This window comes from Kiloniella spongiae (assembly GCF_001026905.1).
In the GTDB taxonomy this organism is placed as follows: Bacteria; Pseudomonadota; Alphaproteobacteria; order Kiloniellales; family Kiloniellaceae; genus Kiloniella; species Kiloniella spongiae.
In genome coordinates this window covers 187,677-204,004 of sequence record NZ_LAQL01000009.1, presented here as the reverse complement: position 1 = coordinate 204,004, position 16,328 = coordinate 187,677, and the positions used below count along the sequence as shown (strand labels likewise).

The 16,328-nt window shown below is 46.1% G+C and carries 16 protein-coding genes; 9 read left to right on the top strand and 7 right to left on the bottom strand.

Going from position 1 to position 16,328, the window contains the following annotated elements; genetic code table 11:
* The first annotated feature begins 5 nt into the window (after positions 1-5).
* The 3 genes from WH96_RS15185 (at position 6) to asnB (ending at position 3,372) form a co-directional block, all read left to right on the top strand.
* Positions 6-164, top strand: a complete 159-nt coding sequence (locus WH96_RS15185; RefSeq protein WP_407060101.1) for a transposase — start codon at positions 6-8, stop codon at positions 162-164.
* Between the two features lie 131 nt (positions 165-295).
* Positions 296-1,321, top strand: a complete 1,026-nt coding sequence (locus WH96_RS15180; protein ID WP_047765026.1) for an NAD-dependent epimerase — start codon at positions 296-298, stop codon at positions 1,319-1,321.
* Positions 1,322-1,407: 86 nt separating this feature from the next.
* Positions 1,408-3,372: an asparagine synthase (glutamine-hydrolyzing) gene (asnB, locus tag WH96_RS15175; RefSeq protein ID WP_047765025.1), complete on the top strand. Its 1,965-nt coding sequence runs from the start codon at positions 1,408-1,410 to the stop codon at positions 3,370-3,372.
* Here the strand turns inward: asnB and WH96_RS15170 are convergent, their stop codons facing one another.
* Together WH96_RS15170 and WH96_RS15165 are read right to left on the bottom strand one after the other, a co-directional pair.
* On the bottom strand, positions 3,373-4,191 hold the full coding sequence (locus tag WH96_RS15170; protein WP_047765024.1) for an alpha/beta hydrolase family esterase: 819 nt from the start codon (positions 4,189-4,191) through the stop codon (positions 3,373-3,375).
* Positions 4,192-4,354: 163 nt separating this feature from the next.
* Positions 4,355-5,140 carry an NAD(P)-binding domain-containing protein gene (locus WH96_RS15165; protein ID WP_047765023.1) on the bottom strand — a complete coding sequence of 262 codons (786 nt, stop codon included), beginning with the start codon at positions 5,138-5,140 and terminating at the stop codon, positions 4,355-4,357.
* Positions 5,141-5,412: 272 nt separating this feature from the next.
* Between WH96_RS15165 and WH96_RS15160 the strand changes: the two genes are divergently transcribed.
* Positions 5,413-6,804, top strand: coding sequence for a dipeptidase (locus WH96_RS15160; protein WP_047765022.1), 1,392 nt, complete (start codon positions 5,413-5,415; stop codon positions 6,802-6,804).
* A gap of 68 nt (positions 6,805-6,872) precedes the next feature.
* Here the strand turns inward: WH96_RS15160 and WH96_RS15155 are convergent, their stop codons facing one another.
* Together WH96_RS15155 and WH96_RS15150 are read right to left on the bottom strand one after the other, a co-directional pair.
* Positions 6,873-7,880 (bottom strand): YeiH family protein, encoded by a 1,008-nt coding sequence (locus tag WH96_RS15155; RefSeq protein ID WP_047765021.1) that lies wholly within the window; start codon positions 7,878-7,880, stop codon positions 6,873-6,875.
* Between the two features lie 186 nt (positions 7,881-8,066).
* Positions 8,067-8,345 carry a DUF6356 family protein gene (locus tag WH96_RS15150; protein WP_047765020.1) on the bottom strand — a complete coding sequence of 93 codons (279 nt, stop codon included), beginning with the start codon at positions 8,343-8,345 and terminating at the stop codon, positions 8,067-8,069.
* A gap of 133 nt (positions 8,346-8,478) precedes the next feature.
* Here WH96_RS15150 and WH96_RS15145 point away from each other — a divergent pair, with 133 nt between their 5' ends.
* Positions 8,479-8,943, top strand: coding sequence for an Lrp/AsnC family transcriptional regulator (locus tag WH96_RS15145; RefSeq protein ID WP_047765019.1), 465 nt, complete (start codon positions 8,479-8,481; stop codon positions 8,941-8,943).
* Positions 8,944-9,105: 162 nt separating this feature from the next.
* On the top strand, positions 9,106-10,407 hold the full coding sequence (locus WH96_RS15140) for an NAD(P)/FAD-dependent oxidoreductase (RefSeq protein ID WP_082130513.1): 1,302 nt from the start codon (positions 9,106-9,108) through the stop codon (positions 10,405-10,407).
* Position 10,408: 1 nt separating this feature from the next.
* On the opposite strand, the gene WH96_RS15135 is transcribed toward WH96_RS15140, so the two are convergent.
* Positions 10,409-11,029: a LysE family translocator gene (locus WH96_RS15135; RefSeq protein WP_047765017.1), complete on the bottom strand. Its 621-nt coding sequence runs from the start codon at positions 11,027-11,029 to the stop codon at positions 10,409-10,411.
* A gap of 199 nt (positions 11,030-11,228) precedes the next feature.
* On the opposite strand from WH96_RS15135, the gene WH96_RS15130 reads away from it, so the two are divergent.
* From WH96_RS15130 to WH96_RS15120, 3 genes are all read left to right on the top strand, one after another.
* Positions 11,229-12,395: an aminotransferase class V-fold PLP-dependent enzyme gene (locus WH96_RS15130; protein WP_047765016.1), complete on the top strand. Its 1,167-nt coding sequence runs from the start codon at positions 11,229-11,231 to the stop codon at positions 12,393-12,395.
* 161 nt (positions 12,396-12,556) lie between these two features.
* Positions 12,557-13,540 carry a GlxA family transcriptional regulator gene (locus WH96_RS15125; RefSeq protein ID WP_047765015.1) on the top strand — a complete coding sequence of 328 codons (984 nt, stop codon included), beginning with the start codon at positions 12,557-12,559 and terminating at the stop codon, positions 13,538-13,540.
* Positions 13,541-13,635: 95 nt separating this feature from the next.
* Positions 13,636-14,106 carry a hypothetical protein gene (locus tag WH96_RS15120; protein WP_053005985.1) on the top strand — a complete coding sequence of 157 codons (471 nt, stop codon included), beginning with the start codon at positions 13,636-13,638 and terminating at the stop codon, positions 14,104-14,106.
* A 29-nt stretch (positions 14,107-14,135) separates the two neighbouring features.
* Here the strand turns inward: WH96_RS15120 and WH96_RS15115 are convergent, their stop codons facing one another.
* A complete protein-coding gene (locus WH96_RS15115) occupies positions 14,136-15,101 on the bottom strand; it encodes a metal ABC transporter permease (RefSeq protein ID WP_047765014.1) in 966 nt (321 codons plus the stop codon).
* Positions 15,101-16,315 (bottom strand): metal ABC transporter permease, encoded by a 1,215-nt coding sequence (locus WH96_RS15110; protein WP_047765013.1) that lies wholly within the window; start codon positions 16,313-16,315, stop codon positions 15,101-15,103. Before WH96_RS15110 ends, WH96_RS15115 begins: the two co-directional genes overlap by 1 nt.
* Positions 16,316-16,328: the final 13 nt, after the last annotated feature.

Sequence of the window (16,328 nt, the reverse complement as noted above, 5' to 3'; positions counted from 1 at the left end):
TCATGATTGATGCAACACACCTCAGAGCTCAAGTCAAAGTCGAAAATATGTTTGCTAAACTCAAAGATTGGAGAAGAATTACAACACGATATGACAGATGCGCGCACACTTTCTTCTCTGCTATTTGCATTGCTGCTGCCGTTATCTTCTATCTCAAAGAATGAGTCCTGAGCCTAGCTATGTGATAGCCAGAAATAGATTCGTGTGATTTGTTGGTTCGCAGGTTGTGGGCATGAGTAGTTTAGTGTTAATGATCATGACCTGAAAATAATGACTTCTTAAGGCACAAACATTGATGACGAATAAAACTTTTGTAGTCACTGGCGTAGCTGGATTTATTGGGTACCATCTTGCGGATCTGTTGTTGACCCAAGGGCATAAAGTTATCGGTATCGATGTTGTCAGTGATTATTATGATGTAACTTTAAAAGAAGCTCGACTAGCTAATTTAGCTAAATTTGACGGATTTATCGAAAAACGAATAGACCTCGCCGATTGGCCTGCTGTTGAAGCTGTTTTTAAAGAATATCGCCCAAACTACTGTGTGAATTTGGCCGCTCAGGCCGGGGTGAGATATAGTCTCGAAAACCCGAGAGCTTATCTTAAGGCAAATGTTGATGGGTTTTTAAATATACTTGAGGCATGTCGTCACTACCCTGTTGAACATCTCGTCTATGCTTCAACAAGCTCTGCTTATGGTGCTAATACAAAGATGCCTTTCAAAGTTTCTGAAAGTGCTGAGCATCCAATGACACTTTATGCTGCCACAAAAAAATCCAATGAGATGATGGCGCATTCCTATTCTCATCTATTCAATATTCCCAGTACAGGAATGCGGTTTTTCACTGTATATGGTCCTTGGGGGCGCCCTGACATGGCGCTTTTTATGTTTACTCGTGATATTTTGGCCGGAAAGCCGATTAATGTTTTTAATAACGGAAACATGCAGCGCGACTTTACCTATGTGAAGGACATTGTTGAAGGTATAAGTCGACTAGCTGAGGTTCCGCCCTCAGTTGATCCAGAGTGGGATAGTAATAATCCAAATCCAAGTACAAGCGGTATCGCACCTTACCGTGTTGTTAACATTGGAAATACTCGTTGTGAGAAGCTGATGCGCTATATTGAAGTTCTGGAAGAGAAGCTCGGTGTAAAAGCAGAGTATAATATGTTGCCAATGCAGGATGGTGATGTCCCCGCTACCTGGGCAGATGTTTCTGAATTGACAGCGATTACAGGTTATAAGCCGATGACAACAATCGAAGAGGGTATCGGCCATTTTGTCGATTGGTACAAATCGTTCTACCGAATTAACTCGTAAATCCCTACTGACAGAGTCTAAAATTATATACGCTTCCATAATGCCCACTGATCTTTTTCGAAGCGGCGAGTTAGGAGACATAATCCATGTGTGGTGTTGCAGGATTCCTCGAAAATAATGCAGATCGACGTGAAGAACATCTTTCCCAGATAGCGCATGCTATGGGGAATGCTATGTTGCATCGTGGCCCTGATAGTGGTGATGTCTGGGTCGAGGGATGTTCCGGTATTGCTTTGTCTCACCGTCGCTTGGCGATTGTAGATCTATCTTCTGCTGGTGCTCAGCCAATGACTTCGGCTTGTGGACGTTATGTAATTATCTATAACGGAGAAGTTTACAATCACAACGAGATCAGGCCTGAGTTGGCTGCTCGGGGAATCAATTTCAGGGGACATTCTGATACTGAAGTTATTTTAGAAGGTTGTGCTCTTTGGGGTGTCAAAGCAACTGTACAAAAATTGATTGGTATGTTTGTTCTCGCTTTGTGGGACCGACATGAAAGACGTCTTACAGTTGTTCGAGATCGGTTAGGGATTAAACCAGTTTACTGGGCCCAGACTTCAAAAAACTTCTTGTTTGGCTCTGAGTTAAAGGCCTTACGGGTGCATCCAGATTGCCCTGAAGAGATCAATCGAGATGCAGTTGCTGGGTTTTTAAGGCATAACTATATTGGCGGTGCAGCAAGTATCTATAAAGAGATCAATAAGCTCGAACCAGGATGGATGATTAGTGTTCGTGCGAATGAAAAGCCAATACTGGAACAATATTGGTCCCTAGATGAAGTTGTCGATCAAGCAAAAAATAATCCTTTTAGCGGGAGTGATGAGCAAGCTATAGAGGCGCTTCATGAGTTGCTTCTTGATGCAACAGGGCGTCGCATGATGGCCGATGTTCCGCTTGGCGCGTTTCTTTCTGGTGGTATTGATTCCTCAACCGTTGTTGCCTTGATGCAGGCACAAAGTGAACGCCCTGTTCGAACGTTTTCAATTGGATTCCATGAAGAGGGGTATAACGAGGCAAAACATGCTGCTGAAGTGGCGAAGCATTTACGCACAGACCATACTGAGCTGTATGTTTCTCCTCAGGAAGCGCGAGACGTTATTCCCAAGCTTCCCTTTTATTTTGATGAACCTTTCTCAGACTCATCACAAATACCAACTTATCTAGTGTCGAAGATGACAAGAGAGCATGTCACCGTCGCACTCTCAGGAGATGGAGGGGATGAGCTTTTCTCTGGCTATACCAGGTATTTTACAGCTGAAAAATATGGAAAAGCTATCTTCGGGCAACCACAAATACTACGTCGCCTAGAAGCCGGGCTTATCCAAGGGATATCTCCAAGAAGCTGGGATCTTCTGGCAAAGGTGATCCCTTCAAGCAGGCGTCCAACTTTATTCGGAGATAAGCTGCACAAGCTGGCTAAAATATTAGATGGTGGAAAAGACGCTTTTTATCGTGGCCTCGTAAGCCATTGGTCCGACCCTGACAGTATTGTTATCGATGGGGTCGAGCCAAAAGGCATTATGTGGAACGATGAAGTACAACGAAGAATTCCCAACTTCATCGATCGGATGCAGTATTTGGATACCTTGACCTATCTGCCGGATGATATCTTGACCAAAGTGGACCGGGCTTCTATGGCGGTTTCCTTGGAAGCGAGAGTACCTTTGCTTGACCATCGTGTTGTGGATTTTGCGTGGAAATTGCCACAGCATATGAAAATTCGCAACGGTCAGGGAAAATGGCTCTTAAGGCAAGTGCTTTATAAATATGTTCCCCAGGAACTTATTGAACGGCCGAAAATGGGGTTTGGTGTGCCAATTGATTCATGGCTTCGCGGTCCACTGCGTGAATGGGCCGAAGATCTTTTGTCCGTAAAATCCTTAAATGAAGGCGGTATTTTCAGGCACGAGCCAATACGGAAGAAGTGGCAAGAACATCTTTCTGGGCGCCGAAACTGGCAATATCTGATTTGGGATATCTTGATGTTTCAAGCCTGGCAGCAAGAAAATACAGTGTCTCCGGCTGTGAAGTTGGGCCAATTCGGATAGCTATTCTTTTTCTATTATTTGACTGAACGCAATATCCAACCAGCCTTTGGGAATCATGTGCCCATAGTTGTGCAGGCAGATGGATGTTTCTTTGCCGCTGTTACATCCTGTCCAGTGATGACAGGTGAAAATATTTATTTTCTCCACTGCATCAGGTTCAAGTTGGCATTCATTTGTGCGACGCCATAATTCGATACCTTTGAGCGGATTGTCATCGTTTCCTCTGGGGAGGGACATGACGTTGTCTTTGAGGCCGTGAACATGGGTGACCTTGATGGGGCCGCCTTGGCATTCAATAGCTTCTTGTTGCCATAGGGTACCTGCAATTGCCAGAAGACCTGCGAACTCTTGCCCACTTTCACAGGCGAGACGCCAAGCCATGGCGCTGCCGTAAGAAAATCCAGAGAGATACACTTTGTTCTCATCTATGGGCCATTTGGCTTTGAGATCCTTGAGGATTGCCTGCGCGAAAGGTGTATCCCTTGAGGTTTTACCCCAAAAGTCCCAGCTTTTCCCAAGGCCATCCGGTGCCACGAGCAAAAAACCATGATTGTCTGTTGCTCGCGTAATTCTCGGATTGTTGAGAACATTTCTGCCGGTTCGGCCCCATCCATGGAAATGCATGAGAACTGGCAAGGGCGATTTTCCATCCCAATGGGATGGTGTTTTGACCTGATAACTTCGCCCGTCTAACTGGCAGCTGGTTTCATGCTCACATTCATTTTCTAGACCTAAGGCTGTTGTGCTCCATACAGGCTGCGCGAAGAGGCATAGAAAAAACGTGAAGATGAGATAATGAGCACGAAGTGATCCAAACATGATGAGGAATGTTATCCTGATAAGATGATGTGTGCGTATCGTAAGGATAAAGTTGATCACCGCCAATTCAGGGAATTGTGATCACAGAAACATCGAGAGAGGTTGCTCAAATCAATTCACCTAGATTAAATCACTTGAGGCAAGTCATTTGGAATGAGTCCTATTATTCAGTAAGCTTTTTATGCACATGCTCCAAAGCCTGGCCCCAAGCGGTAAATCCCTGTTGTTTTTTCAGAAGATTTAAGCCTTCGAGAGTAAAGGTTCCTTCCGTGGCAATTTCACCAGTGATGTCTGCGAGTTTTTGATCTTCTTTTTGCAACGCGTAAGCGGTTGCGCCTCTGATATTGTACAAAATGACATCTCGGGCCTTGTCTTCGGAAAGGCCTTTTTCTTCCAGCCAGTTTGTCATCGTTCCAAAAAAATCATAGAGCCATCCGTTCATACAGGATGTGGTTAAAGCCAGATCAAAGTCATGCTCGGAATTAAAGCTGATTGGTGTGCCGGTAAAATCTGCCAGCTTTTCCACCTGTGGATTTGGGGGATAGATGGGAACAACACCTTCTCCGGCTTCTATGCTGCAGACCGGGATCATCCGTATGAGTGTTTGGGGTAGATGCCCCGCTATTGTGTAGTGGGCTGCAATTGTTTTTCCGGCAACAGCAGTGATGACAATTTGATTGTCCCGGAAAGATAAGGGGGGCAGCAAACTGGATAATTGTTCGGGCCTGACAGCGAGCAGTACGATATCTGATTTATCTATAACATCCTGATTATTCTGTGCAACTAAGCAATGATGTTCTTGTGAAAGCCTTTCTACTGTTTGGGCATTTCTTGGTGATAGATAAATTGTCTCTTTGTATCCCCCATTTCTGAGTGAGTTTATGAAATAGGACGCGAAATATCCAACGCCTAAAATACCGAGTACAGGATTTTCCGTATCCTTGATCATTTGTTCTTCCCCTGTGAGAGCCTTATTTATCTCTTTTATAATCGAGATAACTGTAAGCGGATTAATTCTGTTTGCCTATTATGGAATTCTGGTGAATAGCTTTCGGAAACACAACTTGCCTAGTCGAGTTAGGTTCTGCTAGCTTGATGCAACTATTCTTCCCGTTATTTCATGTTTTCTGAAGATTTTTTTGATGATTACAGGATGTTTTGGCGGGACCCAACGTGCCTTGTAAGGCTCATAAATAAAACTAAAACGCTAGGAGCATAGGAATGAGCGCCCTGGATCAAGTGTTGTCCCACGTGGACGATCATCTGGAAGAATCTATCGACAGATTGTTTGACCTTGTCAGAATTGAAAGTATCTCTACTGACCCCGCCTACAAAGCAGAATGCCGGAAAGCGGCAGAATGGCTAGAGCGTGAACTTAAAGAGCTTCAGTTCGATGCCTCTGTGCGACCGACCCCAGGCCACCCGATGGTTGTCGCCCATACGCCGGACCATGATAGTGGGCCGCATGTACTGTTTTACGGGCATTATGATGTTCAGCCTGTTGATCCGTTGGGGCTTTGGAATAACCCGCCTTTTGAACCGACAGTAAAAGTACTACCAGATGGTGGCAAAGAGCTGACAGGACGCGGTACGTCGGATGACAAGGGGCAGCTTTTGACCTTTGTTGAAGCTTGTCGTGCTTGGCGAGCTGTAACTGGTAAGTTGCCATTGAATGTGTCGATGATTCTGGAGGGCGAAGAAGAAACCGGTAGTCCAAGCCTGGATGATTTCCTTGCGGCCCACAAAGAAGAGCTGAAGGCTGATCTGGCGTTGGTCTGCGATACGAGCATGTGGGACAAGGATACACCCGCGATCACAGTACGCCTTCGCGGAATGATGAAAGAAAACCTGGTTATCAAAGCTGCTGATCGCGACCTGCATTCTGGTGGTTATGGTTCTGCAGCGCGTAACCCTTTGCATGTTCTGTCCAAGATTATTGCCGATTTGCGTGATGACAAGGGACGTGTTCAAATTCCCGGGTTTTATGATGGTGTTGGCGAGTTACCTGCAGATATCAAAAAGCAATGGGATGAGTTGGGGTTTGATGGTGAAGAATTTTTGGGTGAAGTTGGTCTTTCTGTGCCTGCAGGGGAAGAGGGTTATTCTGTCCTTGAGCAGCTGACATCACGCCCGACCTGTGAAGTAAATGGTATTTGGGGCGGATATAACGGAGAAGGTTCCAAGACGGTTATTCCTGCAGAAGCAAATGCTAAGTTCACCTTCCGTTTAGTCGATCAACAGGAACCAGTCAAAATTCGTGAGGCATTCCGAAGCTTTGTTGAAGCTCGTTTGCCTACGGACTGTTCGGTTGAATATGAATCAGTCGGAGGTGAATTTGGTCCTTTGGTTGTGGATACGGATATGCCGGAAACGCAGAAAGTGATCAAAGCACTTTCTGATGAATGGAATAAAGAGGCTGCTCTGATTGGGTCGGGTGGTTCTATTCCAATTACAACTGAATTCCGCAGTGTTTTGGGTATGGAAACTCTTCTGGTTGGCTTTGCCTTGGAAGACGATCGTATCCATAGCCCTAATGAGAAATATGATCTGAAAAGCTTCCACAAAGGAATCCGATCCTGGGTCCGAATTATTGCGGCGCTGGGTAATTCATAAAAAGAGAAAAGGACGGCTGTTCAGCCGTCCTTCATTGCCGTATTGGGGGGGGCTCTGTGTCAGAGCTTTCAGTGTACCAGATAGATACTACCTATAATCAGTCCTGCGATAATGAGGGTTTCTACAACGACAAGGACCAATGCCTGATGTCCAATTTGCAGAACATCGCGTAGAGATGTTTTTAAGCCAACTGCTGCGATCGCTGTGATAAGACACCAACGGGAAAGTTCAGAAAGTTGCGTGATCAAAAAATCTGATAATACTCCGGTTGAGCGTAATCCCGTAAAGACAATGAAGCCGATTAAAAAGAGTGGAGGCAAATAGGCCTTCATCTTATTTGGGTTTGTCTGCTTGAATACTGTTGTGACAAAAAGCGTAATCGGGACAAGGAGAGCAACACGAAAGAGCTTGGCCACGGTGGCAGAATCGCCTGCTTCGGGGGAGATTGAATAACCTGCCCCAACAACCTGCGCGACATCATGAATAGTGCCGCCAATGAAGAACCCTGATTCTTCTGGTGTCATCTCCATCCACAGGGCGAGGGGCGGGTATAGAATCATGGCCAGAGTGGATAGTGTCGTGACTGCAACGACAGCAAACAATGTAGATCGCTCTTTATTGGGGGAGTTTGGCATTGCTGCGGAAATCGCGAGAGCTGCTGATGCTCCACAAATTGCTGTAGCCCCACCCGTTAATAACCCAAATCGTTTATCAAACCCAAAAAAACGTGCCAGTAAAACGCCGGATATTATGGTAATAATGACTGCAATTACCAAAATACTGGTAGACGTAAGACCTAGCTGTGTAATTTGGTCCAGGCCTATCCTTACACCTAAAAGCGCTACCCCGATGCGCAAGACAGATTTACTGGTGAACTCGATACCAGATTTTGCTGATGAGCCTTCGATAAGTGAGTTAAGGCTCATACCAAATAGCAGGGCATAAAGAAGAGTTGGTCCGCCATGATGATCAGAAATAAAGGTTGCGGCAAAGGCTAAGATGACTGCCAGCATTACACCAGGCATTAATGATTTTATCCGGGCGTACTTTTCAGCCCCCAAAACGAGAACAGACATTATTTTGCTCAATATATCTTTGGTAATGTTATCGCGTACTATGTGCGAGGAATATTTGCGAAGACTCTAGAGTAATATTTCTCAAGAATCTCAAAAAAATTAATCTTTTAAGCAAAACTAATGATAGGGCACACTTCTAATTAAAGAAGCGATGCCAATCTGGATATTGCAGAAGAAGAAATGGTTTTAGGCTTGGTTTACTTCTGTGTTTTCAATTCCTGAATTTCCTGAATCTTGTTTGGATTGATTACGCATCCGATTTTCAACCATACGATCATATAATTTTGTAACTAATTGGCTACCAGTCTTCTCAAAAGCACCTGGTATGAAGGCATGACAGAGACAAACGAAAAAGCCAATACACATATTAAATGAAAAATACAGAGCTTGCCCCATGTGTTCAAAATACGTTTCATTCACTGATTGTGGGTGATTGATAAAAAGATTGTCGATAATTTTTTTCATTTAATTCACCAAGGTTAGTTATTGTTTTTTTATTTCTTTTATCAAGTATAGCTAATATTTTAAGTAGTTTTTTCTCATTTTTCGGTGTAATTTGGCTTAGTTTTGAGAAAATATCCCAAGTTAGAAGGTTTTAATGAAATTAGATGATATTGATCTGCGAATTTTAAAGGAATTACAGCGTGATGCCAGTCGCCCTGCGTCGGAAATTGCTGAGTTGGTCAATCTATCGACCAATGCTTGTTGGCGTCGCATAAAGCTATTGCAGGAATCTGGCGTTATTAAAAAGCAGGTTGCCTTAATTGATCCGGCAATGGTGGGGAAAGAGTTGACAGTTTTTGTTGAACTCAGAACCGAGCATCATGGTGATGGTTGGCTTGAAAGTTTTTCTGAGGGCATTAGTAATATTGATGAAGTGGTTGAATTTCATCGTCTTAATGGAAACGTGGACTACCTGTTGAAGATTTTGGTATCCAGTATCGAAGATTATGACCGGGTTTATAAGAAGATCATTCGTACGGCACCACTGCATGATGTAACGTCTTATTTTTCTATGGAAAAAATTAAAGAAACCACAGAAGTTCCCTTGGATAAAAGGTGAGTGAAGAGGCCGCTTTTTTGTTGTTATCTTTCATCTGTACATAAACAAAGAAATCCTGCTTTCTACTTCCCATGGTCTGCTTGTCATGGCAGCATATGGTTTAGTTAAAAGTTAAATTTCCTATGGAACTCCTTTTTCTTTTCCCTAAGAGTAGAGATGACGATGGCTGGATTAGAGACCTTTACGCATCTACCCTTTTGGTGGTCTGACACTCGCTTTCAACCAGACAGTTACGTTCAATCAGATCTGCCGCCTAAAAAGGCTGATGTTGTTGTCGTTGGCGCAGGATACACAGGGCTTTCTGCAGCACTTACCCTGGCGCGTGCCGGACGATCCGTCGTTGTCTTAGATGCGGAACGCCCGGGGTGGGGCTGTTCCGCCCGCAACGGAGGGCTGTTAGGACCAAGTTTTCATAAACTCGGACTTAAAGGGCTGGAGCGTGCCTATGGAAAAGAAAAAGCGCGTGCCATTATGCGCGAAAGCCTGGATAGCATGCGATCACTTGTTTCTTTTGTAGAAGAGGAAAAAATTGATTGCGAGTTGGTAATGCGTGGGCGGTTTCGGGGAGTTGTTCGCCCGCAACACTATGACAGCCTTGCCCGACAAGTTGAAGTCATGCAAAGAGAGCTTAATCTCAATGCGCATATGGTGTCCAAAGCTGAACAGCACTATGAGATCGGCTCTGACCTTTATCATGGCGGGGCTGTTTATGAGGATGATGGAACGCTTCAACCTGCTCTGCTATTACAAGGACTGTTGAGAAAAACCACAGAGGCCGGAGCCAAGATATATGGCGGGCAGGCTGTCCAAAATATTTCGGGTCCAGAAGGAAAACTGGAGATTTGCACTAACAATCATTCTTTGACGGCGCGTGATGTCATTGTGGCAACCAATGGTTATACCCCTAAAAATCTGCAATGGTTTCGTCGACGTCTTATCCCGATCCGATCTGCGGTAACGGCAACAGAAGAGTTGCCACCAGAGAAAATTCTTGAGCTTTCCCCAAAATTAAGAGGCCATGGCGATACGCACCGTTTGGTCTTTTATTACCGTCCATCTGCGGATGGAAAGAGAATGATTTTTGGTGGGCGGGCAAAAGACTTAAAAGATAACCCCCGGGAGTATGTAAATTATCTCGGGACGGCTATGCGGCGGATTTATCCACAATTACAACAGGTAAAGATAGAATATGCCTGGTCCGGTGTTGTGGCCTATACCTTTGATCATGCCCCTCATGTAGGGAAGATTGATGGTATGCATTACGCCATGGGATATTGTGGTTCAGGTGTCGGGCGTGCTGTTTATTTTGGGCGAAAGACAGCCCTGAAGATTTTAGGAGATCCAGAAGGGCGAACTGAATTGGATGACTTGCCTTTTGAAAGCAGGCCACTTTATAGCGGATCACCGTGGTTTATGCCCTTTATGATTCGCTGGCATGCTTTTGCGGATAGAATGGGGTGGTAGCTTATCTTTGAGCTGAAGCGAGTAATGCGCCGAAGCCGGCAAAAGTTGCACCGAGTACACGTCGAACCAGGCGGATGCGTTTCATATTATTCATAAAATTCTTCAAGCGCCCACCCATCAGGGCAATTGTCAGATGATTTAAAAAGCACAGGACTGCATAGGTTGCGGATAGGACGGCTGCCTGAAATAGGGCTGATCCCTCTGCGTTCATAAAGGGAGGGAACAAGGCAAGAATAACAACGATCGCTTTGGGGTTGGTAAGGGATACTATCAGAGCAGTAGAAAAGAGTTTGTGTTTTTGAGGGGGAAATGTGTTTTGTCCTTCTTCTACCAAACCGCTTTTATCTCTCCAAGTTTTAATGCCAAGCCAGATGAGATAAGCAGCTCCAATGAACTTTAGAATTGTGAAGGCGAAAGCTGAGGTTTCCATAATCGTGCCCAAGCCCAAGGCAGCCCCAAAACCGAGGATAAATAGACCAAGTGCATTGCCAGTTGCTGACCAGATCGTTGCGCGGCCCCCAAATTTGAGTGTGTTCGAAAGGGCTAGAAATACTGCTGGGCCGGGGCTGATTGCAGGCGCAAGGCTGACGGCAATGAAAAGAAGCCATACTTCTAATGTCATGAGAGAACTCGATTTAGGGAGGTGATTGATTAGGTATAATATCCTGCGCCTCTTTTTTTCCTCATGCAAGTTTGTTGAGCGCATGGGGGGATTTTTGCGTTTTTGTCACAATTCCTAATCCGAATTGATCCTTTTTGTTGTGGACCGGTTTGCGTAGTCTCAGAAGAATTTATTTTGAGATACTGCTAAGGATTTAATGATGGCTGGTCGCAATTCGCTTTTTATACCGGGTCCAACAAATATGCCGGAACGTATTCGGCTGGCAATGGATGTGAATACGGAAGATCATCGCGCCCTGTCTGCGCCGGACTTTATGGTGCCGCTGTTCGAAGATTTGAAGAAAATATTCCGGACAGAAAAAGGTGAAGTGATTGTTTTCCCGTCATCTGGAACGGGGGGATGGGAAGCGGCCATTACCAATACTCTTTCACCTGGTGACAAGGTACTTACAGCTCGGTTCGGACAGTTTTCAAGCCTATGGATTGATTCGTGTCGCGCGCTTGGCATTGAGGTTGAAGACATAGATGTGCCATGGGGTGAGGGCGCGCCTGTGACGCAGATAGCAGAACGCCTTGCTGCTGATACGCAGCATGAGATCAAGGGTGTCGTTGTTTGTCACAATGAGACTGCAACGGGTGTTACATCTGATGTCAAAGGTGTTCGCGAAGCTTTGGATGCCTGTAACCATCCGGCGTTGCTGTATGTGGATGGCATCAGCTCAATAGGGGCCATTGAATTTGAGATGGACGCCTGGGGTGTTGATCTTGCGGTCGCTGGTTCACAAAAGGGCTTTATGTTGCCAACAGGCCTTGGAATCGTTGGCGTTAGCCAAAAGGCACTCCAAGCGGGTGAGACGGCATTGTGCCCTCGGTTTTATTTTGATTTCAAGATGATGATTAATCAGACCCGCACCGGCTTTGGCCCTTACACTCCTGCTATGGGATTGTTGAGAGGCTTGCGTGCTTCTGTCGATGTCCTGCTTGAAGAGGGGATGGGAAACGTGTGGCAACGGCATCACCGTTTGGCTGAGGGAGTGCGGCAGGCTGTTGCTGCATGGGGGTTATCAACCTGTGCCAAAACACCTGCATGGCAATCAGATACGGTTACCGGGGTTATGGTTCCTGAACATATTGATGGACAAGAAATCGTTAAGCGAGCCTATCAGGATTATAACCTTTCTCTTGGCGGAGGGCTTACCCAGGTTGCCGGAAAGCTGTTTCGGATTGGACACCTTGGTGATTTGAATGAGTGTATGCTGTTTAGCGCGCTAGGCGGGGCCGAGATGGTTATGCGCGATTTGGGAATGGATATTGAGCCGGGCAAAGGCGTTGGGGCTGCTATCGAGTATTGGCACAAAAATAAATAGTCAAATAGCGCATTTATTTACAAAGGGCTGTCTAATTCAGGCAGCCTTTTGTGTTTCTGCTATTGAAACCTTGGGAAAGGCCCCTTAGAAGGGTATGTGTCGTTTTGTGTGAAAAGCGACAAGGTTCAGTTATTATCCAGTCAGGCGTAAAAGAGAATAAAATGTTTCCAGAACCTAAAGAAGGCAAAACCCGACGCGTTGGCTTTTTGCTTTTGCCGGGGTTTTCGATGAACTCTTTTACCTTCGCGATGGAGCCTTTGCGTGTTGCAAACAAGGTCGCGCGTGAAGAGCTTTATGACTGTCCGGTTTTTTCTCTGGATGGAGAGAATGTTGAGGCGTCGAATGGATTACGTCTGGAAGTGCAGGGTAATCTGGCATCGGCGAGCAAGCCGGAAAATATTATCCTCTGTGGAGGACACAATATATCCGGATTTGACACCAGTGACTTTATGCCTTGGCTAAGGACCGTGGGGCGTCAGGGCAAGGTAATTGGGGCCCTTTATACGGCGTCGTATTATCTGGCGAAAGCCGGGCTGGCCGATAAAGCCAAATGTGCGGTCCATTGGGAATATTTGTCGGCTTTCAAAGAAACATTTCCTGAGATTGAGACATCCAACGAACTGTTTGAGGTCAGTGCAAAGGGCTTTACCTGTGTTGGGGGGACTGCTGGTCTGGATATGATGTTGAACTTTATCTCTGACCTGCATGGTTTTGAGTTGGCCAGAATGGTCGCGGATCAGTTCGTACACGAGCGTATTCGAGATCGGCGTGAATTTCAGTACTTTGGCCTTTCCGCGCGCTATTCTATTCAGGATCAACGCCTGTTGCGAGTCATCCAGATTATGGAAGATCACTTGGAAGAGCCTTTGAGCCTTGAAGAACTGTCAAAAATCGCGGGGTCATCGCGGCGTCAATTGGAGCGCATGTTCAGCAAGCAATTTAATAAATCACCGGCCAGATACTATAGCGAGTTGAGGCTCTATCGGTCGCGTCAGTTGATCATGCAAACCAAGATGCGGATTATCGAGGTTGCTTTGGCTTGTGGCTATAATTCATCTGCGCATTTCTCGCGCTGTTATCGCAATTTCTTTGGGTGTACACCGCTCTCGGAACGAAAACTTCCTAGTCAAAGTCAGAAGCTATAATCAGTATTGTCGCCACTACGTATATTTACGCTAATCCAATTTTTGCCTCTTTTCACTTATACTGTTCCCTGACGAACAAGAAATGAGGTTACGTTATGAAACGTCTAATCAGAAAAAGTTTTGCAGCCGCGATCGTGCCAACGGTTCTTGGTTTGAGTGCTGTGAGCCTTATATCTTTGTCACCTGTTTATGCATCACAGGCATCGCAAGAGCAGGTTATTGAAGATGTGATCAGTGAAATTGAACGGACGGTGATTAATCGTTATTTCGGCAAAGAGGACCAGACGACCCAAGACAACAAAAAGAATAAGGGAAAGGGTAAGAAAAAAGGCTTACCCCCCGGTCTGGCAAAAAAAGGATCTTTGCCTCCTGGGTTGCAAAAGCAACTGGATGAGAAAGGCTCTCTACCTCCGGGTTTAGCCAAGCGCGATCTGCCTGATGATCTTCAAGGTAGATTACCGCGTCGCGCAAACAGCCGGTTTATTATTGTGGATGACGATGTTGTCCTGATCGACATCTTGACCAATAAGGCGCTGGATGTCCTTGAAAATGTTTTGAAGAAATAAGCCTTTTATATTCTTGGATTAGATACCTTTTAGATCTCGGCGGGTTCCTGAAGTGCTTTGCGTTGCTTTAGGAATCGCCCCATGGTCCCGTGGTTCGGGGCGAATACCATCGAAAACGCTTGTAACAAACAAGCGACAACGGCAATCATACCTGCGGCGTTTAAGGCGTAATTTTCACCAAGTAGAAATGGCCCAAAAGCCGCGATCAGGTATCCCAGGCATCCCGACATCAGCGCAAAGACAGAGGACAGGATGATTTGAGAACTCAGTTTATCCGTCCACATGCGTGCCGTTGCAGCAGGGCAAATGAACATGGCAATGACAAGGATAGATCCAACAGCATCAAAGGCAGCAACGGCAGAGGTTGCGGTCATGACGATCAGGCCGATGCTGATATAGCGGGCATTAAATCCCAAGGATGTTGCCATGGCGGGATCAAAAGTTGATATCTTTAGCTCTTTGAAAAAGAGAATAATGACAAGCAGGACGACAAGGGTGACGCCGCCAAGTCTGCTGATACTTCCCGGCATTTGTGCCAGTCCATCTGCAGACAGAATATCAGACCAGTCAGTCAAACCAAACCACAGGGTAGATTCCAGATTTCCGTAAAGAGCATGTTCTACATCAAGATGCACGCCTGATGCGCCGGTCTGTTCCAGAATAAGTACGCCAAGGGCAAACATAGATGTAAAAACGACCCCCATGGCTGCACCGGGTTCGACATTGCCAAGTCGGCGAATAACTTCGATCAGGAGAGCAGAAATTAGGGCTGCCCCCAAAGCACCGAGAAGCATGGGTAACGTATCCAGCGTGCCGGACAAGAGATAGCCGACAACAATACCGGGTAGAACAACGTGGCTCATGGCATCCCCAATCAGGCTCTGGCGCCTCAGAACAAGAAAGTTGCCGGGCAAGCCGCAACAGAGGCCCGCAAGAGATGCGACCAGCAGCGCCGGGAAATCGATTTGGAGAAAATCTGCGAGAGGTAAATCCATTAGCCGATTTCCTTCTTGGGGCTGTCAATTGACATTTCCAGCTCATTGATCAGATCGCGCGGAAGAATGTCGGTAATCATGGCAAGTGACCAACGGTTTTGCGCGAAGGCCTCTTCTGGATAGTCACTAAGATACTGATTCCAAAGCGCTTGATCTCTGGACATAGTTGCCACGGTTTTCTGACCTTTTTCCGTCAGGGTATGGTCACTGTTCAGAACACCTTCGCGTTTTAACAGGAATGAAGCCAGAAATGAGAGAGTTGGTTGACCTTTGTTGAGGGACAATAGTGCCCGGCGTCGGGTGATTTTCAGTCTAAAGGAAAATTGTCTTAAGGCGGTAGCAATGACGCCTCTTTTCGGCGCAAAGAGAAGCGAGAGTGTAAAGAGAGCCGTTGCCGTTAATACGATTGTTGCGCCCGAAGGTAAGTCGGGGGTGAGTGCGGATAATGCTGCGCCCAGATAACAGCTCATCCCGCCCGTAAATGCAGAGATTGCAACCATGACACCTAGACGATCAGTCCAGAAACGGGCGGCAACAGGTGGGATAATAACAAGAGCGATGATCAGAATAAGGCCGACCGTTTTAAGACCAATGACAACCACGGCAAGTAACAGGGCCATCATAAGAAGATCAATTTTACTCACGGCCCAGCCCCGTGAGGCGGCGTAATCGGGATCGAAGCACACCAGGCCAAACTCTTTCATAAACAGAACGGCAAGCATGGTTATGGCAAGAGCTGAAATGGCGATCATTTCGGCTTCACTTTGTAGCATGCTGGCTGTTGAGCCTAGCAAGTAACTCTCTAAGCCCGCCTGGCTGCCGCTTTTTAGGGTTTGGATGTAGCTCATCAATACGACGCCCAAACCAAAGAAGGAACTCAGCACAGTACCAATAGCTGAATCCTCTGGAAGGCGTGTGTTATCTTTGATCCATTGCACCAGTAAAACGCCAAGAATACCGCTTAGGGTCGAGCCAACCATCAGGAAAGGAAGGCTTTTGCCTGTTCCTGTCAAGGCAAGGGCAACCAAAAAGCCGAGTGTGATGCCGGGAAGAGTTGCGTGGCTGATTGCGTCACTGATCAAGGCGCGTTTTCGTAGAAGAGAGAATACACCGACAACTCCCCCCGCGGTGCCCAGTAAGCCAGCGCCGAGAAGGACAACATTCGTGTTGTACCCACTTTGGAAAGTTAGGATGTCAAAGAGTTCCTGAAGCACGATTCTGCCCTTA